The following is a 25,896-nucleotide window of genomic DNA, read 5'->3' as shown; positions in this document are numbered from 1 at the left end:
ACAATTCGTCGCGGCCGCGATGCGGGATCGCACGATCGAGCGCCTGGCAAGGTCGGACCCCGGCGCGTCATCCGCCCCGGGTGGCAATCCAGGCGTCGACGTTCTCCTCGAGGATCGACAATGGCACCGGCCCGCTCCCCAGCACGATTTCATGGAAGGCGCGGATGTCGAACGCCGGGCCGAGCTCCTTCCGCGCTCTTTCGCGCAGTTCCATGATCTTGAGCTTGCCGATCATGTAAGCGGTCGCCTGCCCCGGATAGACCACGTAGCGTTCGATTGCCTTGCGAATGTCGCCGTCGGGGTTGGGGGTGTTCTGCGTCAGGTATTCGATTGCCTGCTCCCGGCTCCAGCGCTTGGAATGGATGCCGGTGTCGACCACCAGCCGCGCGGCGCGCCACAGCTCCATACCCAGCCGGCCGAAGTCCGAATAGGGATCGGTGTAGAACCCCATGTCCTTGCCAAGTTCCTCGGCGTAGAGGCCCCACCCCTCGCTGTACGCGGTCACCCCGCCGAACCGCCGGAACGCCGGCATGTCGTCGCCGAGCTCGGTCTGGATCGCGCGCTGCAGGTGATGTCCGGGCAGCCCCTCGTGGTAGAACAGCGCCTCGAGCTCGTTGCGGCTCATGTCCTCGAGCCGGTAGAGGTTGACGTAGTAGGTGCCGGGCCGCGAGCCGTCGGGCGCGGGGCTCTGGTAGAATGCCTTGCCCGCACTCTGTTCGCGGAACGCCTCGACCGGCTTGACCACCAGCGGCGCCTGGGGAAGCGTCTGGAAATATTGCGGCAGCACCGGCTCGATCCTGTCCTGCACGGCCTTGACCGCGGCGAGGTAGTCCTCGCGCGTCTTGAAGAAGAACCGCGGATCGGTGCGCGCGTATTCGAAGAACTGCTGGAGCGTGCCCTCGAACCCGACCTGGCGCATGATCGCGCGCATCTCGTCGTGAATCCGGGCGATCTCGCGCAGGCCGATCGCGTGGATCTGGTCTGCGGTCAGATCGGTAGTGGTGTAGTTCGCCAGCAGCGCATCGTAATAGGCGCGGCCCTGCGGAAAGCGCCACACGCCGTCGTCGGTGCCCGCGATCGCCTGCTGGCGCTCCATTTCAGCGAGAAGGCGCTCGTAGGCCGGCCGCGCCGAGCCGGTCCACGCCGCCTGTGCACGCGCCTCGAGCGCGGTCTTTTCCGCCTGCGGGATCGACAGCTTGCCGACCTTGCCCGCGAAGTCCGTGAGCACGGCATTGTCACGGCCCGCGGACAGGAGGTTCTCGATATCGGAAATGACGTAGGCATAGACCCAGCGCGGCGGCATCACCCCGTTGCCGGCGCGCTCGCGCGATTCGGCGGCCAGCGTGTCGAGCACCGGGCCGAGGCCTTCGATCCGTTCGACGTAGTCTTCGGCCTGGCCAGCGTCGGCGATGGAGTGGATGTTGATGAGGAAGGCCGGAAGGTCGCTCTGCGCGCCGTTCATCTGGTCGAACACGTAGCCGTATTCGCGGAACGGAAACGACCGCGCGCTCCGCCTGGCCATCGCGTCGAACAGGCGAAAGCTGAGCGCGTCGTCGGCCGGCAGCGCACCCGGCGAATAGGCGGCGCGCATCCGCGCGGCGGTGTCCTGGAGCAGCGCCTGCTGGGCGATCGCGCCGGCGTCGGAAAAGTCGCCCCATTTGCCGTAATCCTCGTCCCGGATCCCGCGATAGGCCTTGGACAACGGCGAAAGCGCGAGCTGGCGCTCGTCGTAGGTCGCGAACAGCGCGTCGATGTCCCGCGCCTCGGCGGGGGCGGATGCCTGCGCGCTGTCCAGCGGCGCGCGCTGGGCGGCGCAGGCGGCGAGCGCCAAAGCTCCCAGTGAAATGGTGGTGATGCGACCAATGCGACCCATGGGGGATGTTTCCTTCGGTTCCGGTTCAATCGCCGGGCTCTTGACGCAGACTTGCACCCATGGCCAGCCCCCCGGCTGCATTAGCGATTTGGCAAGCGACTCGGGTTAACGCTCGGGTCACGATGAACGCGACTCCGACCGATTTCGCTCGCGCAGAAGGCGCGGCCCTGCGGGGACCGAGTGCGATGAGCGTGCAGTGGGCCGCCCTGCAGGACGCAGCCGGCGCGGTCGCGGCCCTCGCCGGGCTGGCGGCGGAACCGCCGAGCGCGCAGGTCCGCAACTTTCCCGCGCTGATCAAGGACGCCGGCGGCTGGCGGCTCGAACTCGCCACCAACGGCGTCGCCGACCTTGCCGCGATGATGACCCCGGGGGTGAAGGCGCTGCTCGCCGTCTCGGCGCGCGGACAGGACCCGACCCCCGCCGCGCTCACGCTCTGGCGCGAATACCACCAGGCGCGTGCCGCGCTGCTCGCGCTGGTGCCCGAACAGGGCCGCATGGGACCGCTGCGCAAGGCGTGATCGCGGCGCCAGCCGGCATCCGCCCGGCGGGCAGAAACGGGAAGCGCACGCCGCAAACAGGCCGTTGACGGCGTTCCACATCTGTTCCACCAAGGTGCGATGCCCGACTCGCCCGCGCTCGCACTCGCCGCCGACCGTCATGACGCCATCGCGGTGGCGCGCGGAATATGCCGCCTGTTCGCGCGCAACGACATCTGGTGCCTGCCCGAAATGCCGCTCCGGAACGGGCGCCGGGCCGACCTGATGGGGGTCGATCCGAAGGGACGCATCGTTATCGTCGAGATCAAGGTCAGCCGCGCGGACCTCGTCGGCGACGGCAAGTGGCCCGACTATCTCGATTTCTGCGACCGGTTCTACTGGGGGGTTGCGCCAGGGATCGACCGCACGATCCTCGACGGGCTCGATTTCCAGCCCGACTGCTGCGGAGTGATCGTGGCCGACGGCTACGACGCGGAGATCGTCCGCCCCGCGCCGAGCCACCCGCTCGCCGCCGCCCGCCGCAAGGTCGAGGTCGAGCGGCTCGCCCGCACCGCGCTGCGCCGCCAGCTCGTCGCCGCCGATCCGCACTGCGCGCCGTGGGGCCAGGCCATCTAGGACGGCTTCGCGCCTGGCGAACCTAGCCAGCGCCCGTCGCCGCGCCTAAGCCGGGGGCGCGATGCTGCTCGCCATTCTTCTTTCCGCCCTTGCGATGACCGCGATCGTCGCGGTGCGCTACCTCGTCACCAGCGGCGCCTTCGCCTGGGCCACGGGGCGCGTGCGGCCCGGTCACTACGCCGGCCTCGACGCGCAGATCCGCCGCGAGATCGGCTGGTCGCTCGCCGCGGCCGCGATCTACGGCATCCCCGCGGGCGTGGTCGCATGGGGCTGGCAGGAGCGGGGTTGGACGCGCATCTACTCCGACTGGAGCGACTGGCCGCTGTGGTACCTGCCGGCGAGCGTGCTCGCCTACCTCTTCGCGCACGACACCTGGTTCTACTGGACCCATCGCTGGATGCACCGCCCCCGGCCGTTCCAGGCGATGCACGCGGTCCATCACGCCAGCCGCCCGCCGACCGCATGGGCGGCGATGAGCTTCCACCCGTGGGAGGCGCTGACCGGCGCGGTGGTGATCCCGGCGCTGGTCTTCCTGGTGCCGATCCACGTCGCGATGCTCGGCCTCGTGCTCGCGATCATGACGGTGATGGGGGTGACCAATCACATGGGGTGGGAGATGTTTCCCCGCTGGATCGTTCATTCAAGGTTGGGCGCATGGCTGATAACCGCCAGCCACCACCAACGGCATCACGACCTCTACCAATGCAACTACGGCCTCTATTTCCGCGTCTGGGACAAGCTGTGCGGCACCGATCGCGGCCTGGCGCAGCCCTGATCCTCGCCACCGTCGCGCTGGCGCTCGGCGCGGCCGCGCCGACCCGCACGGTGACGGTGACGGTGACCGACCTGCGCTCGGCCAAGGGCGTGGTGCGGGCCTGCATGACGACCGACGCGGAGCGGTTTCCGAGGTGCGCCGGCGACCCGGCATCATACCGTCTCGTCGTCCCGGCCAGCGAAGGCAGTCTGACGCTTACGTTCAAGGGCGTGACGCCCGGGCGCTATGCCGTCGCCCTGCTCCACGACGAGAACGGCAACGGCAAGGCCGACCGCGCGCTTGGCATGATGCCCAGGGAAGGCTTCGGCTTCTCGCGCGATGCGCCGGTGCGGATGGCGCCGCCCAGGTTCGCCGACGCGGTGTTCCCGGTCGCCGACAGCGACCAGAAGCTGACGATCAAGATGCGCTACATGCTCTGACGCCCAAGAGCGATCGGCGGCGGTCGGTGGCCGCGTGCCCACCGACAAACCGGCGATCCACTTAACGGGATGTTTACCACACCCCGGCACAACCGTTCCCGATCGCATCGGGCGTGCCATGCCGCGCCTTTGCAACGGGGGTAGCGACAAGCGATGGACAACCTGCGGGGATATCTCGGATCGGTCGATTTCGACGCCGAGGGGACCGATTACGGCCTCGGCGACGACGAGGCCGTGAGCGAGCCGCCGCCCAGCCCGGTCGGCCAGGACGAGCGCCGGATGCAGGTGCGTGCCTACAACCACTGGGCGAGCCTGCTGGCCGATCGCAACTTTCCCTCGATCGAGGATCTTGATCCCGATGCGCTGCCCGATTTCGGGCCCAATTCGGTGCTGCTCGACTTCACCAACGGGATCGAGGACCCGTCGATCCGCTTCCTCGGCGACCAGCTCGCCGCGGAGTGCGACATCGACAGAGCGATCGACAAGCTGAGCGACGTGCCGCACCGCTCGTTGCTCACCCGCATCACCGACCATTACATGCAGATCCTCGCCAACCAGGCGCCGATCGGATTCGAGGCGGAATTCGTCAACCAGCGCGGGAGCACGATTCTCTATCGCGGGATCCTGCTGCCATTCTCGAGCGACGATGACACGATCGACTTCATCTACGGGGTGATCAACTGGAAGCAGATGGCCGACCAGCAGACCAGCGACGAACTGCTGCTCGAGATCGACCAGGCTCTCCAGGCTGACGAGGGCGTCCCGCACCGCGCGGACCCGGTGACCGACTGGGCCGATGGCCCCGGAGCCGAATCCGCCGCCGAATCCGCCGCCGAAGCCCGCCAGGACGAGGACGCCTCCTCTCCGCTGGCGAAGAAGCCGGCAAGCGCCGATCCGCTTCCCCTGCCCGCCTTCGGCAACGACGACGAAAGCGACGAGGAGGACGACGACGGCGATCTCTCCGAGGCGATCGAAGCGGTCGACGACGAGCCGGAGGGGCCGAGCCGGTTCGCTTCGCTGCTGGGCCTGGGCGGCGCGCGCACCGCAGCCGACGGCTTCGACGAGGACGACGAGGACGATTACGATGCGGACGAGGACCCGGTGGCCAAGTGGCTGAACCGCCCCACCCCGCTCGAGGCCCTGCCCGAAGTCTGCTTCGGCCACGAGGACGCCCAGGTGGCCCCGGCTACGCCCGCAGGCGACACGGAACACTCGGCGCAGGACGAAGCGGGCGGTCATCGCGATGAAGCCGAGCCGCTCGAACTCGTCGATGCGGTCGAGGACTCCGCCGACGCGCCGCTCGAACTGGTCGACGTGGTCGAGCCGGAACCCGAGCCCGAAACGGGCACCGCGGCCGTCGCGCCGGCCTTCGATCCTGCCGACAGCGGCGATGCCGGCCTCTACGATTGCCTCGCCGAAGCGCGCGAACTGGCGCTGGCCGCGCGCAGCTGCGAGGATCGCAGCCGCACCGCGCTCTATGCCGCGGTTGGCCGCGCCTACGACGTCAGCCTCGCGGCACAGGCCGAGCCCGAGGAATTCGCCGAACTGATCGCAGACAGCGGGCTGACGGTGCAGGACCGCGCGCCGATGACCCCGGTGGTCAAGCTCGTGTTCGGTGCCGACTACGACAAGACGCGCCTGACCGAATATGCCGCCGTCCTGACCCATGCGCACCGGCTCGGGATCGAGCGCGGCGCGCTCGCCGGTTTCCTTGGCCAGGCCGAAGGCGGCCTCAAGGGCGTGGTCCAGGCCGAGCGCGCGCTGCGCCGCGCCGACGACGGCGAGGACACCGCCCGCGAAACGCCGCGCGAGGCGCTGGCGCGCAAGCTGCGCGACATTGCTCCGCTGGGCTTCGAGGACATCGAGAGCGAGGGCGAGGAATTCGCGCTGGTGATGATCCGCCGGGTGGATGGCGACGTGGTCGTGCTCGGCGAGATCGCCGATGCGGCGCTCGTCGAAAAGGCGGCGAGGAAGCTCGTCGCCTGACCGGACGCTTTCGAAGATAGGGGTTTAATCGTCGCGCCGCGCTCGCTAGCGCCGATCCGATGGCCCTGTTCAGTCGCGCGCCTGTCCGCCTCCAGCCCTATTTCGGCTACCGCAGCGAAACGCGGCTGACGATCTCGGCGCGCGCGCTGCGCATCGCGCGGCCGCACCGGGATCGGTTCGAGAAGCGCGGGCGCCTGCGGGCCATGCGCACGATGCTGGCGCAGTTCGCCTCGCGCGAGGTGCCCGGTCTCGCCGTCCGGCTCGAACTGCGGGACCCGCTCGGCGCCACCATCGAGCACCACGCGGTGACCGACCGGGAAGGCTACGTCCATTTCGACCTGCCGCTGGACCCGGCCTGGCCGCTGGCGCAGGACCCGGCGTGGGAAGTGGTCTGCCTGCACTGGCTGACGACCGAGGGGCCGCAGTGCTGCGACGGCTACGTCCTTGCCCCGGGCACCGCGACCCATCTCGCGGTCATCTCGGACATCGACGACACGATCGTCGAGACCGGCATCACCGGGGGCCTGCGCTCGGTCGCCCGCAACTGGCGCCGCGTGCTCGCCGAACTGCCGGGCGAGCGGATCGCCGTACCCGGTGCGGATGCGTTCTATGGCGCCCTGGGCGGAGGCGCGGTCGGCGGCCAGGCGCTACTTGCCGATCCGGGTGGCGCCGGGACGCATTACACCGCGACGCACCGGCCGTTCTTCTACATCTCCTCGTCGCCGTGGAACCTGTTCTCCTATCTCGTCGCGTTCCAGCAGACCCGGGGGCTGCCGCTGGGGCCGCTGCTGCTGCGCGACTGGGGCCTCAACCGCGCGACCTTCGGTTCGGCAAGCCACGGAGCGCACAAGCGCGCCGCGCTGGGCAAGCTGCTCGCGTTCTATCCCGGCCTGCGGTTCGCGCTGATCGGCGACGACACGCAGGACGACCTGCCGGCCTATGCCGACGCCGTGCAGGAGAACCCGGGACGGATCGCCGCGGTGTTCATCCGCACCGGCGCCGGCCCGCTCTCTCCCGAGGAAATTGCGGGCAAGGCGCTGATCGAGGCTTCGGGCGTGCCGCTGTGGCTCGGCGACGACTTCGCCAGCGGCAACGACTTCCTGCGTGCGATCGGGATTTCCACCGGCGGCGAAACCGCGCAGATCGTCCGGACGGTCCGCCAGGAAGGCGGCGAGTGACCCCGCGAACGAGGAGTTGGCTGATGGGAACCGCGCTGGCGCTCGGGCTCTTCGCGCTCGCGGGCTGGGGTGTTTGGCGCTGGGCCGTCGCGCAAGGCTCGGCCGCCACGCTCGAATGGATCGACGCCCGCTTCGCGCGCGAGACCGGCGTGCGCCTTGCCGCCGAGGGCACATACGGCGCGGCCGCGAACCAGAACGTCGAACTGTGGGTGCCGGACCGCGCGGCGCCCGCCGGCGGCTGGCCGCTGGTGGTGTGGGTCTACGGCGGGGGCTGGCATTCGGGGACGACGAAGGACTACCGCTTCGTGGCGCGCACCCTGGGCGATGCGGGCTTCGCGACCGCGCTCGTCGGCTATCGCCTGGTGCAGGATGGGGGGCGCTTTCCGGCGATGCTCGAGGACACCGCCGCCGGGGTCCGCTGGGCGCGCGACCACGCCGGCGGCCATGGCGTCCGTACCGGCCGGATCGCGCTGGCGGGACATTCGGCAGGTGCGTACAACGTGCTCATGCTGGCGCTCGATCCGCAGTGGCTGGCCGGCGCCGGGGTACCTGAAGACGCCATCGGCGGGGTCGCGAGCCTGGCCGGGCCGGCTGATTTCTACCCCTTCACCAGCGATTCGGCGCGCAACGCGCTGGGTTATGCGCCCGATCCCGCGCGCACCCAGCCGATCCGCTTCGCGCGGGGAGACGCGCCGCCGATCCTGCTGCTTCACGGCACCGCCGACGACGTCGTGCGGATCCGCAATTCGCGCCGCCTTGCCCAGGCCGCGCGCGAAGCGGGGGGCCGGGTCGAGGAGCGCGCGTTTCCCGGCATGGGCCACGCGGGCATCGTCATGGGCCTGTCGCGACCGTTCGCCCAAGGCGGCATCGTGCGCGATCCCATGGTGGCCTTCCTGCGATCCGCGACGGCCCCGGGGTCTTCAGTTCCGGTTCAGCGCGAACCCCGCTAGACCGGTCCGCCCATGCGCCTCTTCGCCCGCATCCTTGCCGTCGTTGCAGCCCTGTTGCTGACCGCGCAGCCGGTCGCGGCGCAATCGATCCTGCGCGATGCGGAAACCGAGGCGCTGCTGCAGGACCTCGCCGACCCGCTGGCCGAGGCGGCGGGCCTGGGCAAGGGCAGCGTCGAAGTCGTCCTCGTCGGCGACCAGCGCCTCAACGCCTTCGTCGCCGGCGGGCAGGCGGTCTACATCCATTCGGGGTTGATCGAGGCGGCCGACACGGCCGAGGAAGTGCAGGGCGTGATCGCGCACGAGATCGGCCACATCACCGGCGGTCACGTGATCAATTCGAGCGGCGCGAGCGAGGCGACCGGCATCTCGATCCTGTCGATGGTGCTGGCCGCGGCCGCCGCGGCCGCGGGCGCGGGCGATGCCGCGATGGGGGTGATGATGGCCGGGCAGCGCGCCGCGCTCGGCAAGTACCTCGCGTTCAGCCGGATGCAGGAAAGCTCGGCCGACGCGGCGGGCGCGGAGTACCTGTCGAAAGCGGGCCTGTCGGGCCGCGGCAGCCTCGCCTTCTTCAAGAAGCTCCAGAACATGGAGTTCCGCTACGGTCGCAACCCGTCCGACGAGGATGCGTTCGTCTCCACCCACCCGCTGTCGGGCGACCGCATCGCGCGGCTGACCGAGGCCTACCAGGCCGATCCGGCATGGTCGAAACCGGCCGACCCGGCGCTCCAGGCCCGCTTCGAACTCGCGAAGGCCAAGCTCGCCGGCTACATCGACGAACCGAAAAAGACGCTGCGCAGGTATCCCCTGACCGATACCAGCCTGCCGGCGCGCTATGCCCGGGCCTACGCGTTTCACAAGGACGCGCTGGTCGACAAGTCGCTGGCGGAAACCGAGGCGCTGATCGCGGCGCAGCCCGACAACCCCTATTTCCTCGAGCTCGAGGGCCAGGTGCTGCTCGAATCGGGGCGGCCCGCCGACGCGATCGAACCGCTGCGCAAGGCGACCGCGCTGACGAACAACCAGCCGCTGATCGCGGCCACGTTCGGCCACGCGCTGATCGCGACCGAGGATCCCGACAACTATGCCGAAGCGCAGACGGTGCTCAAGGCGGCGGTGGCGCGGGACCGCTTCAACCCGTTCGCGTGGTACCAGCTCGGCGTCATCTATGCCGCCCAGGGCGATATGCCCCGCGCGCGCCTGGCGAGCGCCGAACAGCAGGCGATGACCGGCCGCTTCGGCGATGCCCTGCGCAGCGCGCAGGCGGCGCTCGCGGGCCTCGACAAAGGTAGCCCCGACTGGATCCGGGCGCAGGACATCGAACTGCAGGCGCGCGCCGAACTTGAACGCGACAAGAAGCGCAAGTAGCCCCACCGCCGCATGAACCGTCTGCTCGCGCTCCTTCCCACCGCGCTCGTCGCGCTGGTCTTCGGCTTCCTCGGCGCATGGCTGTTCGCGCTTTCGGGTCTCGGCGGGGCGGCGACGCGCGACTGGCTGCTCGCCCATCCCGAGATCCTGCCCGACATGGTCGAGGCGTACCAGGCGAACGAGGCAGGCGCCCGGCTCGCGGACGTTTCCGACGAGGTCCACCGCCCCTTTCCCGGCGCGGTTCTCGGCAACCCCGAAGGGTCGGTGACGCTGGTCGAATTCACCGACTACGGCTGCACGTTCTGCCGCCAGTCGGTCGCCGACGTGAAGGCGCTCGTCGCGGCGAACCCGGACCTGCGCGTGGTGATGCGCGAGTGGCCGATATTCGAAGGCAGCGATGCCGCCGCGCGCATGGCGCTCGCCGCCGCCCGGCAGGGCAGGTACACCGCCTTCCACGACGCGATGTTCGCCCACGGGCCGCCGAGCGAGGCGACGATCCGGATCGCCGCCGAAGCCGCCGGGCTCGACATGGAAGCCGCCCGCGCCTTTGCCGGGTCGCAGGCGGCCGCGTTCGAGATCCAGAAGAACCGGGAACTCGCCCGCCAGCTGGGCTTTGACGGCACCCCGAGCTGGGTCGCGGGCACGCGGGTCTTCGCTGGCGCCATCGGGCGCGAGCGGCTGGCCGAAGCGGTCGAGGCCGCGCGCAAGGGCGCTTGACCGGTCGCGCCGCCCGGCTCGCCGCGCTGGTGCTGGCACTGGCGCTGGCACCGCCCGGACCACCGGCGCGGGCGGGCCTCGTCGAGGACCGCGCAGGCCTGGCCCAGCTCCAGGAGGAAGATCTCCGGCTCCAGGCAATCGGCTGGAAGCTCGCCGTGGGCAATGCCCGGTTCTGCGACGCCGCGCCCGCAATCGGGCTGCTGCTGCAGGACATGGCGAGCTACGCCGCGCCCGAACGGATGCGGGCGGCCGCGGGGATCGCGGGCGATGTCGCGGTGCAGGCGGTGGTCCCCGGCGCGCCCGCCGCGGCGGCCGGGCTATCGCCCAACGACGAGGTGATCGCCATCGACGGCGAACCGATGGCGGCGCTGCCCCAGGCCAAGGCCGGTTCGTGGCAGCGCCTTGCCGCGCTCAACGACAGGCTCGAGGCGGCGCTCGCTCGGGACGGCGCGGTGCGGATCGCGTGGCGAAAGGCGGACGGATCGACCGGCGACGCGGCGATCGCGGGCGTGCCGGCCTGCCGCTCGCGGTTCGAGCTGGTCGACGGCGGCGGCAAGGCGATCGCCGACGGGCAGCGGGTGCTGATCGGCCGCGGGTTCGCCGGGACCGGCTACGACGAGGAGCTGTTCGCCGCGGCGATCGCGCACGAACTGGCGCACAACCTGCTGCGGCACCGCGGCTGGCTCAAGCAGGTGGGCCGCAAGCGCAGCAACATCCGCGTGACCGAGCGCGAGGCCGACCGCCTGATGCCCTGGCTGCTCGCCAACGCGGGCTACGATCCGCAAGCCGCGGCGCGCTTCTTCCACCGCTGGGGACCGCGCAACGGGGGCTGGATCTTTCGCGCGCGCACCCATGACGGGTGGGACGAACGCGCGGGGTTCGTGCGCGGCGAGCTGCCGCAGGTCGAGGCGCTGATGACGCGCGAAGGCGCCGCCGACTGGCGGACGCACTTCCGGCGCGACACCGGCGACTAGGCCGCTTCGGCAGCCTTGGCGTAGAGCGAGTTGATCGGCCGGGCCATCACCCGGCGCACCATCGGCTCGAAGAACTCCAGCGGCTCGCTGTCGTAGTCCGGGTCGAACGCGGCCTGGTCGTATTTTTCGCAGAACTCGGCACAGGCGTCGAAGAAGGGGTGGTCCCGGAACTGCTCGCGCGATTCGCGGTCCATGCCGAGGTAGTGGAAGTAGTAGTACCCCTGGAAATGCCCGTGGTTCTGGCAGATCCAGTGGACTTCCTCGGACACGAACGGCTTGATGATCGATGCCGCGACCTCGGGGTGGTTGTAGGTGCCCAGCGTGTCGCCGATGTCGTGCAGCAGCGCCATGACGACATAGGCCTCGTCGCGCCCGTCGCGGTGCGCGCGGGTCGCGGTCTGCAGCGAGTGTTCGAGCCGGCACACCGGGAAGCCGCCGAAATCGCCGTCGAGCAGCTTGAGGTGTGCGAGCACCCGGTCGGGCAACCCCTTGGCGAAATTCATGTACTCGCCGCCGATGATCGCCCAGTCTTCCTGGGTTCCTTCCTTCATCTCGCGGAACTTCGCGCGCTCGGCTGCGCCGTGCGCCATGTCTTCCAAGGTTTCTTCGGTAACGCCCATCGCCTGAATCTCCCTGCCGCTGCACTTACTCCATCGGCGCCCCCGATGGCAAAACTTGTCTGACGCGTCGCTCGAACTAGTTTAGAGGGGCCTTGCGATGCCGATGATGCTGCCTTTCCGCCCCGCGCCGTTCTTCGACAACAAGAACGCCGCCTTCTGGAACCTGCAGTTCGCGGGCTGGGGGGGCGTGCTGGTGCTGCGCTCGATGTCCGCGCTTGCCAACCAGCAGCCGTGGGACCTGCTGCTGGTCGTGCTGGTCCAGGTCATCACCGGTTTCGCCATCAGCCTGATCCTGAGCGTGATCTACGGGCAGCTGATCCAGCGCCGCCCGGTGGTCACCTGGACGATGTCGGGGGTCGTGCTGGTCGCCGCAGTGGCGATCTATGCGGCGATCGATTCGTGGCTGCAGGGCATCTATTATTCGGGCATCCGCGAGATGACTTTCGCCCAGCGGATCGTCGGCCTCGTGTTCCTCGACGGCACGCTGCTGGGGGCGTGGTCGGCGCTCTATTACGCGATCAACTTCTTCCTCCAGGTCGAGGAACAGGCCGACCGGCTCGAGCGGCTCGAAGCCCAGGCGACGAGCGCGCAGCTCGCCATGCTGCGCTACCAGCTCAACCCGCACTTCCTGTTCAACACCCTGAACTCGATCTCCACGCTGGTCCTGCTCAAGCAGACCGAGCCGGCGAACGCGATGCTCACCCGCCTCAGCGCCTTCCTGCGCCACACGCTGGTCAGCGAGCCGGGCAGCAAGGTTACCGTCGCGCAGGAGGTCGAAACGCTGCAGCTCTATCTCGGGATCGAACGGATGCGGTTCGAGGAGCGCTTGCGCACCGAGTTCCGCGTCGATCCCGAGGCCGCGGACGCCTGTCTTCCGTCGATGCTGCTCCAGCCGCTGGTCGAGAACGCGATCAAGTACGCGGTAAGCCCGCAGGAGGAAGGCGCGTGCATCTCGCTGACCGCGCAACTCGTCGGACGGCGGCTGCGCGTCGCCGTGTCGGACACCGGGCCGGGCTTGCGCGAGGGACCGCCGCGCGCCAGCTACTCGAGCGCGCTTGCGGGAGTGGGCAGGACGGTGTCGACCGGCGTCGGCCTTGCCAACATCCGCGACCGTCTTGCCCAAGCCTATGGTGAGGACCACCGATTCGAAATCCGCAATCCGCCCGAAGGCGGTTTCACGGTGATCATCGAGATCCCCTATGAAGCCGCCGAAAGGGAGGAATCGGCCCGCAGGGTGAAACCCGCGCCCGCCGAACCCGTTACTGCTCCGCGGTCCGCACCGCGATCGATTGGAACTGCCGCATGACCATTCGCACCCTGATCGTCGACGACGAGAAGCTCGCCATCCAGGGCCTCCAGCTCCGCCTCGACAAGTTCGACGACGTCGAGGTGATCGGCACTTGCGCCAACGGGCGCGAGGCGATCCGCGCGATCAAGACCGAGAAACCCGACCTCGTCTTCCTCGACATCCAGATGCCCGGTTTCGACGGGTTCAGCGTGGTCAAGGGCGTGATGGAGATCGAGCCGCCGCTGTTCGTCTTCGTCACCGCGTTCGAGGAGCACGCGATCCGCGCGTTCGAGGCAAACGCGGTCAATTACCTGATGAAGCCGGTCGACGAGGACAAGCTCGCCGACACCGTCGAGCGCGTGCGCCAGCGGCTCGCCGAAAAGCGCAGCGCCGAGGAGGCCGAAAAGCTCAAGAACGTGCTCAGCGAAGTCGCCCCCGACGCGGCCGAGGAATTCGCCGCCGCGGACGAGAACCCGGGCGAGAGCGCCGACCGCTACGAGAAGCTCATCAACATCAAGGACCGCGGCCAGATCTTCCGCGTCGAGATCGACTCCATCGAGCACATCGAGGCCGCCGGCGACTACATGGTCATTTCCACCGGCAACAACAGCCTCGTCCTGCGCGAGACGATGAAGGACCTCGAACGCCGCCTTGATCCGCGGACCTTCCAGCGCGTCCACCGCTCGACGATCGTCAACCTCAACCAGGTCCGCCAGGTCCGCCCGCACACCAACGGCGAGTGCTTCCTGGTGCTCGAGAGCGGGGCCGAGGTGAAGGTGAGCCGCAGCTACCGCGACGTCGTAGCCCGCTTTGTCCACTGAAGGCTGGCATCTCGAGGGCTTCGACCTCGATCGCTTCGTGCGCGAAACGCTCGCCGAGGATCTCGGTGCGGGGCTTGCGGGCGGCGGGCATGACGTCACCAGCGAGAGCGTGATCCCGGCTGACGCGCGGTTTTCGGGCGTGATGGACAGCCGCGACGCGATCGTTGTCGCCGGGCTGCCGGTGGCAGAGGCGTTCTTCCACGCGCTCGACCCGGACATGGACATCGCGCTTCTCGTCGGCGAGGGCGAGGCGGTCGCGCCCGGCACCGATCTGATGCGGCTCGCCGGCAATGCCCGCGCCATGCTCACCGCCGAGCGCAGCGCCTTGAACACCGTCCAGCATCTTTCCGGCATCGCGACGATGACCCGCGAATACGTCCGCGCGATGGACAACCCCGCCTGTACGCTGCTCGATACCCGCAAGACGATCCCCGGCCTGCGCCACCTGGAAAAATACGCGACCCGCATGGGCGGCGCGGCGAACCACCGGATGGGCCTGTGGGACGCGGCGATGATCAAGGACAACCACGTTCTCGTGGCCGGCTCGGTCGGCGAAGCGGTGCGCCGCGCGGTCGATGCCGGGGTGCGCGAGATCATCTGCGAGGTCGACCGGATCGACCAGATCGAGCCCGCGCTCTCGGCCGGCGCCACGCGCCTGCTGCTCGACAACATGGACCCGCCGACCCTGCGCGAGGCCGTCGCGCTGGTCGCGGGGCGAGTCCCGACCGAGGCGAGCGGCGGCATCAACCTCGGTACGATCAAGGCGAAGGCAGCGACCGGGGTCGACTATGTCTCTGTCGGCCGCCTGACGCAGAGCGCGCCAGCCGCCGACATCGGGCTGGACTTCACCCCGTTGTGAGCGCGCGCACGGGTCCCCGACCGTGGCCGATCCGGGCCTTCGCGGCGCTGTTTGCGGGCGCCGCGCTGTTGAGCTTTGCCGACGGGATGGCGGGCCTCAGCGATCCCGCGCTGCCGCGCGCGATCCGCGACGCCGCCATCATCGGATCGAGCGTGCGGCTGACGATCGCGCTGATGACCACGGGCCTCGTGTGGTTCTTCGCGTTTCGCCTTGCGCGCTGGCTGGTGCCGGCATTCCTCTTCGCAAAGGCGGCGTGGGCGCTTGCGATCGTGTGGCAGGCCGGCGCCGCCGACTTCGTCTCGTCGACCTGGCTTGCCGCGATGGCGCTTGGCTTCGTCGCGGCGATCATGCTGTTCGTGCCTGCGGCCGATGGGTGGTTCTCGAAAGCGGGCGAGCCAGACCCTGCGGTTTTCCGCTAGCCTTGCCGCCCTGTGCGCATTGGCCGCCGCCCCGGCCGCGGCGCAGGCATATCAGTGCCGCGTTCCCCCAGGCGTCGAGGTCCCGCAAGTGCGCCCCGACGGCCCCGTGCGCCGAGTACCCATCACCGGCTACACCCTTGCGCTCAGCTGGGCGCCCGAGTTCTGCAAGGGGCGCGAGACGCGCGCCGCCGATGCCATGCAGTGTTCCGGCCGGAGCGGGCGGTTCGGGCTGGTCGTCCACGGCCTGTGGCCCGAAGGTCTCTCCGGCTGGCCGCAGTGGTGCCCGAGCCCGCGCAGGCCCTCGCCCGCCGAGGTTCGCCGGAACCTGTGCATGATGCCCTCGGCCCGGATGCAGGCGATCGAGTGGGCCAAGCACGGCACCTGCATGGTACGCCGCCCGGAAACCTATTTCCGCGTCACCCGCATCCTGTGGGACAGCCTGCGCCTGCCCGACCTCGACCGGCTGTCGAAGGAGCCGGGCCTCACCGCCGGGATGCTGCGCGATCGGTGGACCTACGCGAACCCCGCGTGGCCGCGCGATGCGGTCGGCGTGAAGCTCAACGCGCGCGGCTGGCTGCAGGAACTGCGGCTCTGCTACGGCAATGACTTCATGCCGAGGGCGTGCGACCGCCGGCGACTGGGCGCCAGGGACGGCGCGCCGATAAAGATCTGGCGCGGGCTCTAGCGCCTTTCGCGGAAGAACCCGCGCAGCATTTCGGCCGCCTCGGCCTCGCCGATGCCGCTCACGACCTCGGGCTTGTGGAGCGCCTGGGGATGGTCGAACACCCGCGCGCCGTGGGCGACCGCGCCGCCCTTGGGATCGGGCGCCGCGTACGTCAGCCGCGCGATCCGCGCGTGAACGATGGCGCCGGCACACATCGCGCACGGTTCGAGCGTGACGAACATCTCGCAGCCCGTCAGCCGCTCGTTGCCGAGCACGGTCGCCGCCATCCGAATCGCAGCGATCTCGGCGTGCGCGGTGGGATCGTGCAGACCGCGCGGCGCGTTGCGGCCCTCCCCCACCACGCGCCCGTCCTTGACGACGACCGCGCCGATCGGCACTTCGCCCGCCTCGGCCGCTGCCTGCGCGAGCGCGAGCGCGCGTTTCATCGGTTCGGGAAGCGGCCAGCGGGTCATCGCGGTTCCCTAGCAGGTGCTTGACGATTCGCGAGTGCCTCGCTAAGCGCGCGCCTTTCCCGGCACTGCCGAACCAGCTTATCGAAGAGATTTGTCATGTCCCGCATCTGCGAACTCACCGGCAAGGGCCGCCAGGTCGGCCACAACGTGAGCCACGCCAACAACAAGACCAAGAAGGTCTTCCTGCCCAACCTGCAGAACGTGACGCTGATGAGCGAGAAGCTCGACCGCAGCTTCAAGTTCCGCGTTTCGACCCAGGGCCTGCGCTCGGTCGAGCACAACGGCGGGCTCGATGCGTGGCTGCTGAAGACCAGCGACGACAAGCTTTCGGCCAGCGCGCTCAAGGTGAAGCGCGAGCTGAAGAAGGCGGAAAAGACCGCCGCCTGATTGCGGTCCCAGGGCTGCTCGAAAGGGCGCGCGAGACCTCGGTCCGCGCGCCCTTTTCGCGTTGTCTGGCCAATGCTATGCCGGGGTCGCAAGCCAGAAAACGGCCGGGAGAAACGGGTTGCCGACGATGAAACGCCTTGTCACCTGTGCCCTTGTCACCGGCGCCGTTGTCGCCGGCGCGTTCGGCGGAGGCACCGCGGCCGCGCGCGATCCCCAGCCAACCGCCACCCCGGCCGTGATCGAAGGCATCTACTCTTGCCGTGAGATCGCCGAGGCCGACCGCAGGCTCGCGTGCTTCGATGCGGCGTCGGCCGCGCTCGCCGCTGCCGAAGCGGCCAGGGACATCGCCTTCGCCGACCGCGAGGCGGTGCGCGAAACCCGCAAGGGCCTGTTCGGGTTCACGCTTCCCAAGCTGGGCATCTTCGGGGGCGACGACGACGAGAGCGAGGAGTTCCAGACCCTGACCAGCACGATTGCGCGGGCCGGCGAATACGCCCCGGGCAAATGGTATTTCGTGCTTCCCGACGGTGCCCGCTGGCAACAGACCGACAGCCAGGTCCTCTACCGCGACCCGACCCGCGGCGAGGAGATCGTGATCCGCAAGGCGGCGATGGGAAGCTATATGGCGAACATCGCGGGCCGCCGCGGCATTCGCGTCAAGCGGGTGGACTGACCCGCCCTTCCTATTGCGGCGGGAGGAACAGCAGCGGGTCGAGCCGCGCGCCCTGCCATTCGAGCGACCAGTGAAGATGCGGCCCGGTCGTTCGCCCACTCGCGCCGACGTAGCCGAGCAGCTGCCCCTGCTTGACCCGTTGCCCTTCGCTCACCACCAGCCGGTCCGAGTGCAGGAACGCGCTGTTGAGCCCGCCGCCGTGGTCGATCATCAGCAGGTTGCCCTCGAGCGAGAACGGGCTGGTCGCCGCCAGCACGACGATGCCGTCGGCGGGCGCAACGTAAGGCGTGCCACCCCCAGGCGCGATGTCGAGGCCCGAGTGGTACGAACCCGGCTCGCCGCGATAGATCCGCTGCGCGCCGAACCGCCCCGAGATGCGCCCCTTGACCGGCCAGACGAAGGCCTGCCGCCAGCCATCGACGTCGTGATCGGTGGCGCGGGCGGCACGAATGCGCGCCAGTTCGGGTCGGCGAATCCGCATGAACGCCTCGGTCGGCCCGCCCGGGAGGCGCGCGGCGTCGATGTGCTCGATGTTCCACGCCCGCGGGCTGACCGTCAGCGGGCTCTCGACCACGCGACCGTCGGCGAGCCGCGCGGTCAGCGTTTGCGACGGGCCGGCATCGCGGTCAAACGCGGCGAAGAACCGCCCCTCGGCGTCGAGCCGAAGCGCCGTGTCGCCGAGGCTTGCGCTGCGGGTGCCGGCGGGCGCCTGCCCGCGGATCCAGCCGCCCTGGGTGAGCTGTCCGTCGAACACGAACGTGCTCGGGCCGGAGAGCGCGGGCACCGCGGCGGCAGAGGGCGTGGGCGCGGGGGTCGGCTTGCGCACCGGCTGGACAATCGCGGTGCTGTCCGGCGCGGGCGGAGCGCCCGCCGGGACGCAGGCACCCACGACCAGCGACAGGGTTACGACCGCGCGACGCTTCACCCGGAGATGAGCCTCCGCGTTGCGAGTTCGGCGCTGGCGTAGGCCTCCTGCCGCTCCACGCTCCAGTACCGCAGTTCCTCGAGCGGCACCGGAACGCCGCTTGCCGCGCAGACGACGTGGTTGCCGGGCCGCATGACGCGAAACCCGTTGGGCCCGTAGATCAGTTGGGCCGCCCGATCGCTTGCATTCATCAGCATGGCATCGCCTCTATCATCTCGCGCTCACCCGAACAAATCGTCCTGACCGGCGGGCGGTTCCGCCCGTCGCGCCGGCGGCACCCGGCGCGGCTTGTGCTGCGCCCCCGCGAGTGGGGCCACCTCGAGCGGCCCGTCGCGGAAGTGCAGCGTCAGCGCGGCCTCGCCCTTGGCGGCGGAGGCATCGACGAGCGTCTGCCCCCCCGCGCCGGTGACCCGGACATAGCCTTTCTGCAGCAGGTTGTTCGGATTGATCGTGTCCATCAGCCGCTTGGCCGCGTCGAGCCGGTCCTGCGCGCGCTCGACGCGGTGCCGCAGCAGCGCGGGGGAAAGCCGGGCGCGATCGTGCTGCAGCGCCTCGCGCGCCGCGCCGGCCCGGTCGCGCAGCCCCTGGCGCAGCCGCCCGGCGAGGTCGTCGAGCGTCTGCGCCTGCGGGGCGAGCAGCGCCTCGATCCGCGGCATCCGCCGGACTCGCGCCTCGAGCCGTTCGCGACCCAGTTCCACCGGGCGCAGCGCGCAGCGTTGCTTGCGCACCGCGAAGTCGGCGAGCGTCGCGGCGAGTTCGCGCCGCACCGGTACCGCCATCTCGGCAGCCGCGGTCGGCGTCGGCGCGCGGCGATCGGCGGCGAAATCCGCAAGCGTGGTGTCGGTCTCGTGCCCGACCGCGCTGATCGTCGGGATCGTCGAGGCGGCGATCGCGCGCACGACGACTTCCTCGTTAAAGCTCCACAGGTCCTCGATCGATCCGCCGCCGCGCGCGACGATCAGCAGGTCGGGGCGCAGTGCGTGCCCCGCGGGCAGCGCCGAGAACCCGCGCACCGCGGCGGCGACCTGGTCGGCCGCGCCCTGCCCCTGGACGAGCACCGGCCAGACCACGACGCGGCTCGGAAACCGGTCCGCCAGGCGGTGAAGGATGTCGCGAATCACCGCCCCGGTGGGCGAAGTGACGACCCCGATCGTCGCCGGCAGGTACGGCAGCGGTCGCTTGCGTTCCGGCGCGAACAGCCCTTCGGCGGCAAGCCGCTGGCGCGTTTTCTCGAGCAGCGCGAGCAGCGCGCCCTCGCCCGCGAGTTCGAGGTTGTCGATCACGACCTGGTATTTCGAGCGGCCCGGATACGTCGTCAGCTTGCCGCTGGCGACGACTTCGAGCCCGTCCTCGGGCACGAACGCCAGTCGCTCGGCGCTCCCGCGCCACATGACCCCGTCGATCACCGCCTTGTCGTCCTTGAGGCAGCAGTAGAGATGGCCCGAGGCGGCGCGCTTCACGCCCGACAGCTCGCCGCGCAGGCGGACGAATCCAAAGCGGTCCTCGACCGTGCGCTTGAGCAGGCCGGACAGTTCGGACACCGTGAGCGGCTCGGCGTTGTCCCCGGCCCGCCCCTTCGCTACCAGCCCCGCACGGTTACCTTCGGCATCGAAATCGGGAGCGGGCATGAACATCCTTTTGCTGGGCAGCGGCGGGCGCGAACATGCGCTGGCATGGAAGCTCGCGCAATCCCGGCTGCTCTCGGACGAGGGAGATAGGCTCTACGCCGCGCCGGGCAACCCGGGGATCGAACGCCACGCCGACCTTGTCGCGCTCGACGCCGCCGACCACGCCGCCGTCGTCCGCTTCTGCGAGGAAAGGCGGATCGGCCTCGTTGTGATCGGGCCCGAGGCGCCGCTGGTCGACGGGCTCGCCGATTCGCTGCGCGCCGAAGGCTTCGACGTGTTCGGGCCCGGCAAGGAGGCCGCGCAGCTCGAGGGGAGCAAGGGATTCACCAAGGATCTGTGCCAGAAGGCCGGCATCCCCACCGCGGGGTACGTCCGGGCGACCTCGCTCGCCAACGCCGCGGCGGCGCTGGAGAACTTCACCCCGCCCTACGTGCTCAAGGCCGATGGGCTCGCCGCGGGCAAGGGCGTGGTGATCGCAGATACGCTCGAAGAGGCCGAGGCGGCGCTCGCGGACATGTTCGGCGGCGGCTTCGGAGACGCGGGCGCCGAGGTCGTGATCGAGGAGTTCATGGAGGGCGAGGAAGTGAGCTTCTTCGCGCTCACCGACGGTGCCAGCGTGCTCGCGTTCGGCAGCGCGCAGGATCACAAGCGGGTCGGCGAAGGCGACACCGGCCCCAACACCGGCGGCATGGGCGCTTATTCCCCCGCGCGCGTGCTTACCCCGCTGCTGCGCGGCGAGGTGATCGAGCGGATCGTCGCGCCGACCGTGCGCGCGCTCGCGGACGCGGGAATGCCGTATTCGGGCGTGCTCTTCGCCGGGCTGATGCTGACGCGCGAGGGACCCAAGCTCGTCGAATACAACTGCCGCTTCGGCGACCCGGAATGCCAGGTGCTGATGATGCGGCTCGAGGACGACCTCGGCGAATTGCTGCTCGCCTGCGCCCAGAACCGCCTTTCGCGCGTCCAGCCGGTCAGGATGCGCAAGGATGTCGCGCTGACGGTGGTGATGGCGGCCGAAGGCTATCCGGGCACTCCAGCGAAGGGCGGCGCGATCGACCTCGGCGATGCCGAGGCGAACGGCGCGAAGGTGTTTCAGGCGGGCACCGCCAGGTCTGCCGGCGACCTCGTCGCCAGCGGCGGCCGCGTGCTCAACGTCACCGCGATGGGCGCCACGGTCCGAGAAGCGCGGGAGCGCGCCTACGCCGCGGTCGACGCGATCGAAGCGCCAAGCCTCTTCTGCCGCCGGGACATCGGGTGGCGCGAAGCCGCGCGCGAGGCGGAAGCCGTGGGCTAGTGGACGCGTCGATTCGCGCCTGATAGCCTCCCCCGGCGGTCGCGGAACTCCGGGGGGAGGGAACTGCCGTGCCGTATCGCCATGCCCATTACTACGTCGCGGGCGTCTTGCTCGTCATCCTCGCCGGGTTCTGGGCGAGCTATTTCGCGCCGATCGGAAACGTCCCGCTCGCTTTCCATGTTCACGCGATGACCGCGATGACCTGGCTCGCGCTGCTGATCGTCCAGGTCGTCTCCATCCAGCGGCGGATGAACGCCCTGCACCGCACGATCGGCCTTGCGAGCTTCGTGCTGTTCCCGTTGCTGATCGTGGGGCTGATGATGATCATCAACCACGCCGCAGCGCGCTTTGCGGCCAGGGAGGACGATTTCATCCTCTATGCCGGCCCCTCGTTCGGCGTCGGCATGGCGATCGCGATCGCGGCCTATCTCACGCTTTATTACCAGGCGCTGCGCCACCGCCGGACCGTGCGGCTGCACGCCGGGTATATGCTGGCCACCCCGATGATCCTGTTCGAATCGCCGTTCAGCCGGGTGATCGACCGGTACCTTCCGTGGCTCAACGTGATCGACAGCCAGGGACCGCAGGCCGTGTTCGACGAAATCCTGATCGGCGACCTGCTGATGACGGCATTCGCGCTGGCACTCTACTTTCGCAATCGCCGGCACGGTGCACCGTGGCTGGTCGCGGCGGCGTTTATGATGACGCAGGCGGTCGTCATGTGGACCGTGCCTGGAAACAAGGCGCTCGGAGACCTTTTCCGCGCCTATGCCGCGATACCCGCGTTCGTGACGCTTACAGCGGCGGCCTTGCTCGGCGGCGGGGCCGCGTGGCTGGGGTGGCGCGCCGCACCGGCAAGCGGCGAGGGCCGACGCGTTCGCGACGCCGCGCCGGCGGTCTGACCCGTCAGCGGCCGACCCGGCCGGCGCGCTGGGGCACGATCAGGACCAGGAGCAGGATCGCCCCCGCCAGCGCCGCAGAGGACGCCGCGCGGCTCAATTCGAGCCCGCCGTGCGAAACCGGCTTGTCCAGGAAGTCGCCGACCACCGCGCCGAGCGGGCGGGTGAGGATGAACGCGACCCAGAACAGCGCAACGTGGCTGATGCGGGTGCGCAAGTACGCGGCCGCGACGAGCGCGAGCGCCCCGCCGAAAATCGCCGCCGCGCCGGCGTACCCGAGCGCGCCGTCGGCGACCCAGTCGCCGAGCGCGGTGCCGAGCGTCTGCGAGAAGGTGATCGTGAGCCAGTAGTAGACCTCGGCGCGCGGCTCGTGGATCGAACTGACCGAAACCGACCCCATCGCGCGATGCCAGACGAACAGCGCAATGAGCACCAGCGACAGAAGCATCAGCGAACCGCCCGGGTAGCCGATGCCGAGCGAGCGCGTGGCGAAATCGGCCAGCGTGGTGCCCGCGGTGGTCGAGGCGATGATCGTCGTCCAGTAGAGAAACGGGTGGAATCGGCTCGCCCTGATCTGCGCGGCGACCAGCAGCGCCAGCGCGAGACCGAAGATCGCCGTGCCGACGAGGTATCCGTCGATCCCGAGCTGCCCCGCCCTGGCGGTGGTCTCGCCCAGCCAGCTCATGCTGACCGTGTCGCCCATCGTTTCGCCGAAGGTCGTGGCGAGGATCTTGATGATCCAGAACCCCAGCGTCACCGCCGGGACCTTGGTCAGCGTATCGCGCAATTCGTTCCTCATGGTCGCTCCTCAGTCCGGAACGCCGCAGCTAGGATTCACGCGTGCGATTGCCCATAAGCACGCGCTTATCGGAACGGTTTCAAGCAGGAGCGGACATGTCCGGGCGCGGCAGACAGGAAATTGCGGCGTTCGCGGTGCTGGCGCTCCAGGCGCTGGCCGCCGCGTATTTCATCTACGACGGAGCGGCCGAGGGATACGCCCCGGTCGACATCATTGTCGGTCTGGCGCTGCTCGCCGGCATCGCCTGGGCCGCGATGACGTTGCGCACCCTTCATGCCGAGGCGCATCGCCGCGATCGCGCGCTCGCCGCAGCACGCGGCGCATTGAGCGCGATCATGCGCGACCGTTTCGCCGAATGGAACCTCTCGGCCGCCGAAACCGAAGTGGCGCTGTTCGCGCTCAAGGGTTGCCCGATCGCCGAGATCGCGCGCCTGCGCGGTGCCGCGCAAGGCACCGTCCGCTCGCAGCTCAGCCAGGTCTATGCAAAGGCGGGGGTGGGCGGACAATCAGGCCTGATGGCGCTGTTCCTCGACGACCTGATCGAACCGATCGCGGCCGAGAGGAGCCGCGCGACCGCCTAGCCCAGCTTTTCCGCCATCAGCGCCCTGAGGTCCGCTTCCGGCCGCGCACCGTAGTGGCTGATGATCTCGGCCGCGCAGATCGCGCCGCGCCGGAGGCAGGTTTCGAGCGGTTCGCCGTTGACGTGCCCGTGGAGGAAGCCCGCGGCGAACAGGTCGCCCGCTCCGGTGGTGTCGACGACCCTGGTCGGCAAGGCGTCGGTGCGCGCCCGTTCCGCGCCGCGCACCGCCACGGCCCCGTCGGCGCTGCAGGTGACGACCAGGGTCGGCACCTTGCCCGCCAGCGCTGCGATTCCCGATTCGAGGTCGCTCTCGCCGGTCAGCGCCGCGAGTTCGGTGTGGTTGGCGAACAGCACGTCGATCAGCCCCTCGTCAATCAGCGCGCGGAAGTCGTCGCCGTGACGGTCGATGACGAAGACCTCGCTGAGCGTGAAGGCCACTTCGCGCTCCGCCCGTCGGGCGGCATCGATCGCCCGGCGCATCGCAGCCCGCGGTTCTTCCGGGTCCCACAGGTACCCTTCGAGGTAGAGGATTTTCGCCGCGGCGATCGCGTCCTCGTCGAGCGCGGCGGCCGGCAGGTACTGGCTGGCGCCGAGAAAGGTGTTCATCGTGCGCTGCGCATCCGGGGTGACGAAGATCAGGCACTGGGCGGTCGGCGGCTCGGCCGCACGCGCCGGGGTGTCGAAATCGATCCCGCCCGCGCGGATGTCGTGCGCGAAGACCTTGCCGAACTGGTCGTCGGCGACCTGGCCGATGAACGCGCACCGGCTGCCGAGCGCCGCGAGGCCCGCGAGCGTGTTCGCGGCCGAACCGCCGGAAATCTCCTTCGCCGGCCCCATCGCGTCGTAAAGCCGCGCGGCGCCCTCGGCGTCGACGAGGGTCATCCCGCCCTTGTTGAGCGAAAGCCGCTCGATCGTGGCGTCGTCGCAGGCGGCCATCACGTCGACGATGGCGTTGCCGATCGCGATCACATCGTAACGCGTCTCGGGGCGGGTATCGGTCACTCGGGTATCCTTGGATTACGAAAGCGAAAATCCCGGCGCGCCTAGCCGCTTGTGCCCGCGAGTCCAAGCGGTAGGAGTCGGGATATGATCCGGGTCCCTCACGCTTTCGCGCTCGCTCTCGGCCAGCTCGGCGACCGCCGCGTACTCGCGGTGCTGGCGAAAAGCATGGCGGTGACCCTGGCGATCTTCGTCGTGGCCGGCGGTGCGGGCCTTTTGGCGCTCCATCGCTGGCTGGTCTCGCTCGAGGTCGCGTTCAGCGCCGAGCTGTCGGCGCTCGCCGCGATGGTGCTGACGGTGCTGGCAGGGTGGCTCGGCTTCCGCATCGTCGCGCTGGCGGTGCTGCAGTTCTTCGCGGACGAAGTGGTACTTGCGGTCGAGGCGCGCAACTATCCCGCCGCGGCGGCAAGCGCCCGCACGCTGTCGTTCGCGCAGGACGCCCGCAACGCCTTGAAAGGGATCGCGCGCGCGATTCTCGTCAACGCGCTGGCGCTGCCGGTCGCGGTCCTCCTGCTGGCGACCGGGATCGGGACGCCGATCCTGTTCTGGGCGGTCAACGGCTGGCTGCTCGGGCGCGAGCTGATGGACATGGCCTGGCTGCGGCATCGGGCGTCGGACGCGGACGCTTTGCCGCTGTCCGGCTTGACACGCTTCGCGCTTGGCGGGATCGTTTCCGCGTTGCTGCTGGTGCCATTCGCCAACCTGCTCGCCCCGGTGCTGGGGGCGGCGGCGGCAACCCACCTCGTCCAGTCACGCAAACGCCAACCCGGAACCGATCAGCCTTGAACCGTCTCGCCTATCTTCTTCCGCTCGCGCTCGCTGCCTGCGGACCGACCACCGGCACACCGGTTGCCTCGACCCCTGCGCCCGCGCGCGTCGCGGCGGTCCCGGCGACCAGGCCGGCGCCTCCACCGGCGGGCGGTTTCCGGCCGGCACGGGTGATGAACATGCCGGGCCTCGAAGGGGTGATCGGCGCCGACAGCGCCGCCTTGCAACGACGCTTCGGACCTGCGCGGCTCGACGTGTGGGAAGGCGACGCCAGGAAGCTGCAGTTCTCGGGCGAGGCGTGCGTCCTCGACGTCTACCTCTACCCGCCGAGCGCGGGGGCGACGCCGACTGCGACCTATGTCGATGCACGGCGGGCAAGCGATGGGCTCGATGTCGACCGCGCGGCCTGCGTCAGGGCGCTCGGGAAGTAGGCGCCGCCGCCGGGTCGCGG

30 protein-coding genes are annotated in these 25,896 nt (G+C 69.8%); 22 read left to right on the top strand and 8 right to left on the bottom strand.

The features are described 5' to 3' along the window. Positions 1–67: 67 nt before the first annotated feature. Positions 68–1,873, bottom strand: a complete 1,806-nt coding sequence (locus N0B51_RS03035) for a DUF885 domain-containing protein (RefSeq protein ID WP_259960700.1) — start codon at positions 1,871–1,873, stop codon at positions 68–70. Between the two features lie 122 nt (positions 1,874–1,995). Between N0B51_RS03035 and N0B51_RS03030 the strand changes: the two genes are divergently transcribed. The 10 genes from N0B51_RS03030 to N0B51_RS02985 all read left to right on the top strand — a co-directional run bounded on the left by N0B51_RS03030 (position 1,996) and on the right by N0B51_RS02985 (position 11,349). After that, the gene (locus tag N0B51_RS03030; RefSeq protein WP_259960699.1) at positions 1,996–2,391 is read left to right on the top strand and encodes a hypothetical protein; all 396 of its coding nucleotides are present in this window, start codon (positions 1,996–1,998) and stop codon (positions 2,389–2,391) included. Between the two features lie 99 nt (positions 2,392–2,490). Continuing rightward, entirely contained in the window at positions 2,491–2,985 is a 495-nt protein-coding gene (locus N0B51_RS03025; protein ID WP_259960698.1) for an MmcB family DNA repair protein, read from the top strand. A 61-nt stretch (positions 2,986–3,046) separates the two neighbouring features. Continuing rightward, positions 3,047–3,760: a sterol desaturase family protein gene (locus N0B51_RS03020; protein WP_259960697.1), complete on the top strand. Its 714-nt coding sequence runs from the start codon at positions 3,047–3,049 to the stop codon at positions 3,758–3,760. After that, positions 3,727–4,179 carry a DUF2141 domain-containing protein gene (locus tag N0B51_RS03015; protein ID WP_259960696.1) on the top strand — a complete coding sequence of 151 codons (453 nt, stop codon included), beginning with the start codon at positions 3,727–3,729 and terminating at the stop codon, positions 4,177–4,179. The genes N0B51_RS03020 and N0B51_RS03015 overlap by 34 nt, the downstream gene beginning before the upstream one ends. A gap of 153 nt (positions 4,180–4,332) precedes the next feature. Beyond that, complete coding sequence (locus N0B51_RS14860) at positions 4,333–6,165, top strand: PAS domain-containing protein (protein WP_375545915.1); 1,833 nt, start codon at positions 4,333–4,335, stop codon at positions 6,163–6,165. Between the two features lie 59 nt (positions 6,166–6,224). Beyond that, positions 6,225–7,343 carry a phosphatase domain-containing protein gene (locus N0B51_RS03005; protein WP_259960695.1) on the top strand — a complete coding sequence of 373 codons (1,119 nt, stop codon included), beginning with the start codon at positions 6,225–6,227 and terminating at the stop codon, positions 7,341–7,343. A 23-nt stretch (positions 7,344–7,366) separates the two neighbouring features. Then, on the top strand, positions 7,367–8,293 hold the full coding sequence (locus N0B51_RS03000; RefSeq protein ID WP_259960694.1) for an alpha/beta hydrolase: 927 nt from the start codon (positions 7,367–7,369) through the stop codon (positions 8,291–8,293). A gap of 12 nt (positions 8,294–8,305) precedes the next feature. Next, positions 8,306–9,658 carry a M48 family metalloprotease gene (locus tag N0B51_RS02995; protein WP_259960693.1) on the top strand — a complete coding sequence of 451 codons (1,353 nt, stop codon included), beginning with the start codon at positions 8,306–8,308 and terminating at the stop codon, positions 9,656–9,658. A 12-nt stretch (positions 9,659–9,670) separates the two neighbouring features. After that, entirely contained in the window at positions 9,671–10,375 is a 705-nt protein-coding gene (locus N0B51_RS02990) for a DsbA family protein (protein WP_259960692.1), read from the top strand. Beyond that, complete coding sequence (locus N0B51_RS02985; protein ID WP_259960691.1) at positions 10,372–11,349, top strand: PDZ domain-containing protein; 978 nt, start codon at positions 10,372–10,374, stop codon at positions 11,347–11,349. Before N0B51_RS02990 ends, N0B51_RS02985 begins: the two co-directional genes overlap by 4 nt. Here the strand turns inward: N0B51_RS02985 and N0B51_RS02980 are convergent. Beyond that, complete coding sequence (locus N0B51_RS02980; protein ID WP_259960690.1) at positions 11,346–11,969, bottom strand: HD domain-containing protein; 624 nt, start codon at positions 11,967–11,969, stop codon at positions 11,346–11,348. The two genes, N0B51_RS02985 and N0B51_RS02980, sit on opposite strands and share 4 nt — an antisense overlap. Before the next feature lie 97 nt (positions 11,970–12,066). Here N0B51_RS02980 and N0B51_RS02975 point away from each other — a divergent pair, with 97 nt between their 5' ends. From N0B51_RS02975 to N0B51_RS02955, 5 genes are read left to right on the top strand one after another with little or no spacing between them, the layout of a single operon-like run. Then, the gene (locus tag N0B51_RS02975; RefSeq protein WP_259960689.1) at positions 12,067–13,275 is read left to right on the top strand and encodes a sensor histidine kinase; all 1,209 of its coding nucleotides are present in this window, start codon (positions 12,067–12,069) and stop codon (positions 13,273–13,275) included. Further along, the gene (locus tag N0B51_RS02970) at positions 13,272–14,078 is read left to right on the top strand and encodes a LytR/AlgR family response regulator transcription factor (protein ID WP_259960688.1); all 807 of its coding nucleotides are present in this window, start codon (positions 13,272–13,274) and stop codon (positions 14,076–14,078) included. Before N0B51_RS02975 ends, N0B51_RS02970 begins: the two co-directional genes overlap by 4 nt. Further along, entirely contained in the window at positions 14,068–14,937 is an 870-nt protein-coding gene (nadC, locus tag N0B51_RS02965; RefSeq protein WP_259960687.1) for a carboxylating nicotinate-nucleotide diphosphorylase, read from the top strand. The genes N0B51_RS02970 and nadC overlap by 11 nt, the downstream gene beginning before the upstream one ends. Further along, entirely contained in the window at positions 14,934–15,356 is a 423-nt protein-coding gene (locus N0B51_RS02960; RefSeq protein WP_259960686.1) for a hypothetical protein, read from the top strand. Before nadC ends, N0B51_RS02960 begins: the two co-directional genes overlap by 4 nt. Before the next feature lie 19 nt (positions 15,357–15,375). Beyond that, a complete protein-coding gene (locus N0B51_RS02955; protein WP_259960685.1) occupies positions 15,376–16,041 on the top strand; it encodes a ribonuclease T2 family protein in 666 nt (221 codons plus the stop codon). Here N0B51_RS02955 and tadA read toward each other — a convergent pair. Beyond that, positions 16,038–16,493 (bottom strand): tRNA adenosine(34) deaminase TadA, encoded by a 456-nt coding sequence (gene tadA / locus N0B51_RS02950; RefSeq protein ID WP_259960684.1) that lies wholly within the window; start codon positions 16,491–16,493, stop codon positions 16,038–16,040. The two genes, N0B51_RS02955 and tadA, sit on opposite strands and share 4 nt — an antisense overlap. Positions 16,494–16,589: 96 nt before the next feature. Between tadA and rpmB the strand changes: the two genes are divergently transcribed. Together rpmB and N0B51_RS02940 are read left to right on the top strand one after the other, a co-directional pair. Continuing rightward, positions 16,590–16,880, top strand: a complete 291-nt coding sequence (rpmB, locus tag N0B51_RS02945) for a 50S ribosomal protein L28 (RefSeq protein ID WP_259960683.1) — start codon at positions 16,590–16,592, stop codon at positions 16,878–16,880. Between the two features lie 127 nt (positions 16,881–17,007). Continuing rightward, on the top strand, positions 17,008–17,553 hold the full coding sequence (locus N0B51_RS02940) for a hypothetical protein (protein WP_259960682.1): 546 nt from the start codon (positions 17,008–17,010) through the stop codon (positions 17,551–17,553). A 10-nt stretch (positions 17,554–17,563) separates the two neighbouring features. Here N0B51_RS02940 and N0B51_RS02935 read toward each other — a convergent pair whose 3' ends face one another. From N0B51_RS02935 to xseA, 3 genes are read right to left on the bottom strand one after another with little or no spacing between them, the layout of a single operon-like run. Continuing rightward, a complete protein-coding gene (locus N0B51_RS02935) occupies positions 17,564–18,478 on the bottom strand; it encodes a M23 family metallopeptidase (RefSeq protein WP_259960681.1) in 915 nt (304 codons plus the stop codon). Further along, complete coding sequence (locus N0B51_RS02930) at positions 18,475–18,675, bottom strand: DUF2093 domain-containing protein (protein ID WP_259960680.1); 201 nt, start codon at positions 18,673–18,675, stop codon at positions 18,475–18,477. Before N0B51_RS02930 ends, N0B51_RS02935 begins: the two co-directional genes overlap by 4 nt. Positions 18,676–18,699: 24 nt before the next feature. Then, a complete protein-coding gene (gene xseA, locus N0B51_RS02925; protein ID WP_259960679.1) occupies positions 18,700–20,106 on the bottom strand; it encodes an exodeoxyribonuclease VII large subunit in 1,407 nt (468 codons plus the stop codon). Here xseA and purD point away from each other — a divergent pair. Together purD and N0B51_RS02915 are read left to right on the top strand one after the other, a co-directional pair. Further along, entirely contained in the window at positions 20,105–21,400 is a 1,296-nt protein-coding gene (gene purD / locus N0B51_RS02920; protein ID WP_259960678.1) for a phosphoribosylamine--glycine ligase, read from the top strand. The genes xseA and purD overlap by 2 nt on opposite strands. Positions 21,401–21,468: 68 nt before the next feature. Further along, complete coding sequence (locus N0B51_RS02915) at positions 21,469–22,302, top strand: hypothetical protein (RefSeq protein WP_259960677.1); 834 nt, start codon at positions 21,469–21,471, stop codon at positions 22,300–22,302. 4 nt (positions 22,303–22,306) lie between these two features. Here N0B51_RS02915 and N0B51_RS02910 read toward each other — a convergent pair whose 3' ends face one another. Further along, positions 22,307–23,098 carry a COG4705 family protein gene (locus N0B51_RS02910; protein WP_259960676.1) on the bottom strand — a complete coding sequence of 264 codons (792 nt, stop codon included), beginning with the start codon at positions 23,096–23,098 and terminating at the stop codon, positions 22,307–22,309. A gap of 95 nt (positions 23,099–23,193) precedes the next feature. On the opposite strand from N0B51_RS02910, the gene N0B51_RS02905 reads away from it, so the two are divergent. After that, positions 23,194–23,679: a helix-turn-helix transcriptional regulator gene (locus N0B51_RS02905; RefSeq protein WP_259960675.1), complete on the top strand. Its 486-nt coding sequence runs from the start codon at positions 23,194–23,196 to the stop codon at positions 23,677–23,679. Here N0B51_RS02905 and N0B51_RS02900 read toward each other — a convergent pair. Next, the gene (locus tag N0B51_RS02900) at positions 23,676–24,614 is read right to left on the bottom strand and encodes an adenosine kinase (protein WP_259960811.1); all 939 of its coding nucleotides are present in this window, start codon (positions 24,612–24,614) and stop codon (positions 23,676–23,678) included. The genes N0B51_RS02905 and N0B51_RS02900 overlap by 4 nt on opposite strands. Positions 24,615–24,764: 150 nt before the next feature. Here N0B51_RS02900 and N0B51_RS02895 point away from each other — a divergent pair, with 150 nt between their 5' ends. Both N0B51_RS02895 and N0B51_RS02890 read left to right on the top strand, forming a co-directional pair. After that, on the top strand, positions 24,765–25,463 hold the full coding sequence (locus N0B51_RS02895; protein ID WP_259960674.1) for an EI24 domain-containing protein: 699 nt from the start codon (positions 24,765–24,767) through the stop codon (positions 25,461–25,463). Continuing rightward, positions 25,460–25,876: a hypothetical protein gene (locus N0B51_RS02890; protein ID WP_259960673.1), complete on the top strand. Its 417-nt coding sequence runs from the start codon at positions 25,460–25,462 to the stop codon at positions 25,874–25,876. Before N0B51_RS02895 ends, N0B51_RS02890 begins: the two co-directional genes overlap by 4 nt. Positions 25,877–25,896 lie beyond the last annotated feature (20 nt).

It is taken from the genome of Tsuneonella litorea, assembly GCF_025154015.1.
Lineage (GTDB): Bacteria > Pseudomonadota > Alphaproteobacteria > Sphingomonadales > Sphingomonadaceae > Tsuneonella > Tsuneonella litorea.
Note: the sequence above shows the minus strand (reverse complement) of the source record. Positions and strands in the feature narration are given on the sequence as shown.

What these genes read in the sequence shown, in the direction of transcription:
- N0B51_RS03035 (WP_259960700.1), bottom strand. Translation starts at nt 1,873, where the DNA reads ATGGGTCGCATTGGTCGCATCACCACCATTTCACTGGGAGCTTTGGCG.
- N0B51_RS02990 (WP_259960692.1), top strand. Translation starts at nt 9,671, where the DNA reads ATGAACCGTCTGCTCGCGCTCCTTCCCACCGCGCTCGTCGCGCTGGTC.
- N0B51_RS02930 (WP_259960680.1), bottom strand. Translation starts at nt 18,675, where the DNA reads ATGCTGATGAATGCAAGCGATCGGGCGGCCCAACTGATCTACGGGCCC.
- N0B51_RS02895 (WP_259960674.1), top strand. Translation starts at nt 24,765, where the DNA reads ATGATCCGGGTCCCTCACGCTTTCGCGCTCGCTCTCGGCCAGCTCGGC.
- N0B51_RS03025 (WP_259960698.1), top strand. Translation starts at nt 2,491, where the DNA reads ATGCCCGACTCGCCCGCGCTCGCACTCGCCGCCGACCGTCATGACGCC.
- N0B51_RS03005 (WP_259960695.1), top strand. Translation starts at nt 6,225, where the DNA reads ATGGCCCTGTTCAGTCGCGCGCCTGTCCGCCTCCAGCCCTATTTCGGC.
- tadA (WP_259960684.1), bottom strand. Translation starts at nt 16,493, where the DNA reads ATGACCCGCTGGCCGCTTCCCGAACCGATGAAACGCGCGCTCGCGCTC.
- N0B51_RS03020 (WP_259960697.1), top strand. Translation starts at nt 3,047, where the DNA reads ATGCTGCTCGCCATTCTTCTTTCCGCCCTTGCGATGACCGCGATCGTC.
- xseA (WP_259960679.1), bottom strand. Translation starts at nt 20,106, where the DNA reads ATGCCCGCTCCCGATTTCGATGCCGAAGGTAACCGTGCGGGGCTGGTA.
- rpmB (WP_259960683.1), top strand. Translation starts at nt 16,590, where the DNA reads ATGTCCCGCATCTGCGAACTCACCGGCAAGGGCCGCCAGGTCGGCCAC.
- N0B51_RS03030 (WP_259960699.1), top strand. Translation starts at nt 1,996, where the DNA reads ATGAACGCGACTCCGACCGATTTCGCTCGCGCAGAAGGCGCGGCCCTG.
- N0B51_RS02995 (WP_259960693.1), top strand. Translation starts at nt 8,306, where the DNA reads ATGCGCCTCTTCGCCCGCATCCTTGCCGTCGTTGCAGCCCTGTTGCTG.
- N0B51_RS03000 (WP_259960694.1), top strand. Translation starts at nt 7,367, where the DNA reads ATGGGAACCGCGCTGGCGCTCGGGCTCTTCGCGCTCGCGGGCTGGGGT.
- N0B51_RS02970 (WP_259960688.1), top strand. Translation starts at nt 13,272, where the DNA reads ATGACCATTCGCACCCTGATCGTCGACGACGAGAAGCTCGCCATCCAG.
- purD (WP_259960678.1), top strand. Translation starts at nt 20,105, where the DNA reads ATGAACATCCTTTTGCTGGGCAGCGGCGGGCGCGAACATGCGCTGGCA.
- N0B51_RS02940 (WP_259960682.1), top strand. Translation starts at nt 17,008, where the DNA reads ATGAAACGCCTTGTCACCTGTGCCCTTGTCACCGGCGCCGTTGTCGCC.
- N0B51_RS02900 (WP_259960811.1), bottom strand. Translation starts at nt 24,614, where the DNA reads ATGGCCGCCTGCGACGACGCCACGATCGAGCGGCTTTCGCTCAACAAG.
- N0B51_RS02975 (WP_259960689.1), top strand. Translation starts at nt 12,067, where the DNA reads ATGCCGATGATGCTGCCTTTCCGCCCCGCGCCGTTCTTCGACAACAAG.
- N0B51_RS14860 (WP_375545915.1), top strand. Translation starts at nt 4,333, where the DNA reads ATGGACAACCTGCGGGGATATCTCGGATCGGTCGATTTCGACGCCGAG.
- N0B51_RS02980 (WP_259960690.1), bottom strand. Translation starts at nt 11,969, where the DNA reads ATGGGCGTTACCGAAGAAACCTTGGAAGACATGGCGCACGGCGCAGCC.
- N0B51_RS02910 (WP_259960676.1), bottom strand. Translation starts at nt 23,098, where the DNA reads ATGAGGAACGAATTGCGCGATACGCTGACCAAGGTCCCGGCGGTGACG.
- N0B51_RS02905 (WP_259960675.1), top strand. Translation starts at nt 23,194, where the DNA reads ATGTCCGGGCGCGGCAGACAGGAAATTGCGGCGTTCGCGGTGCTGGCG.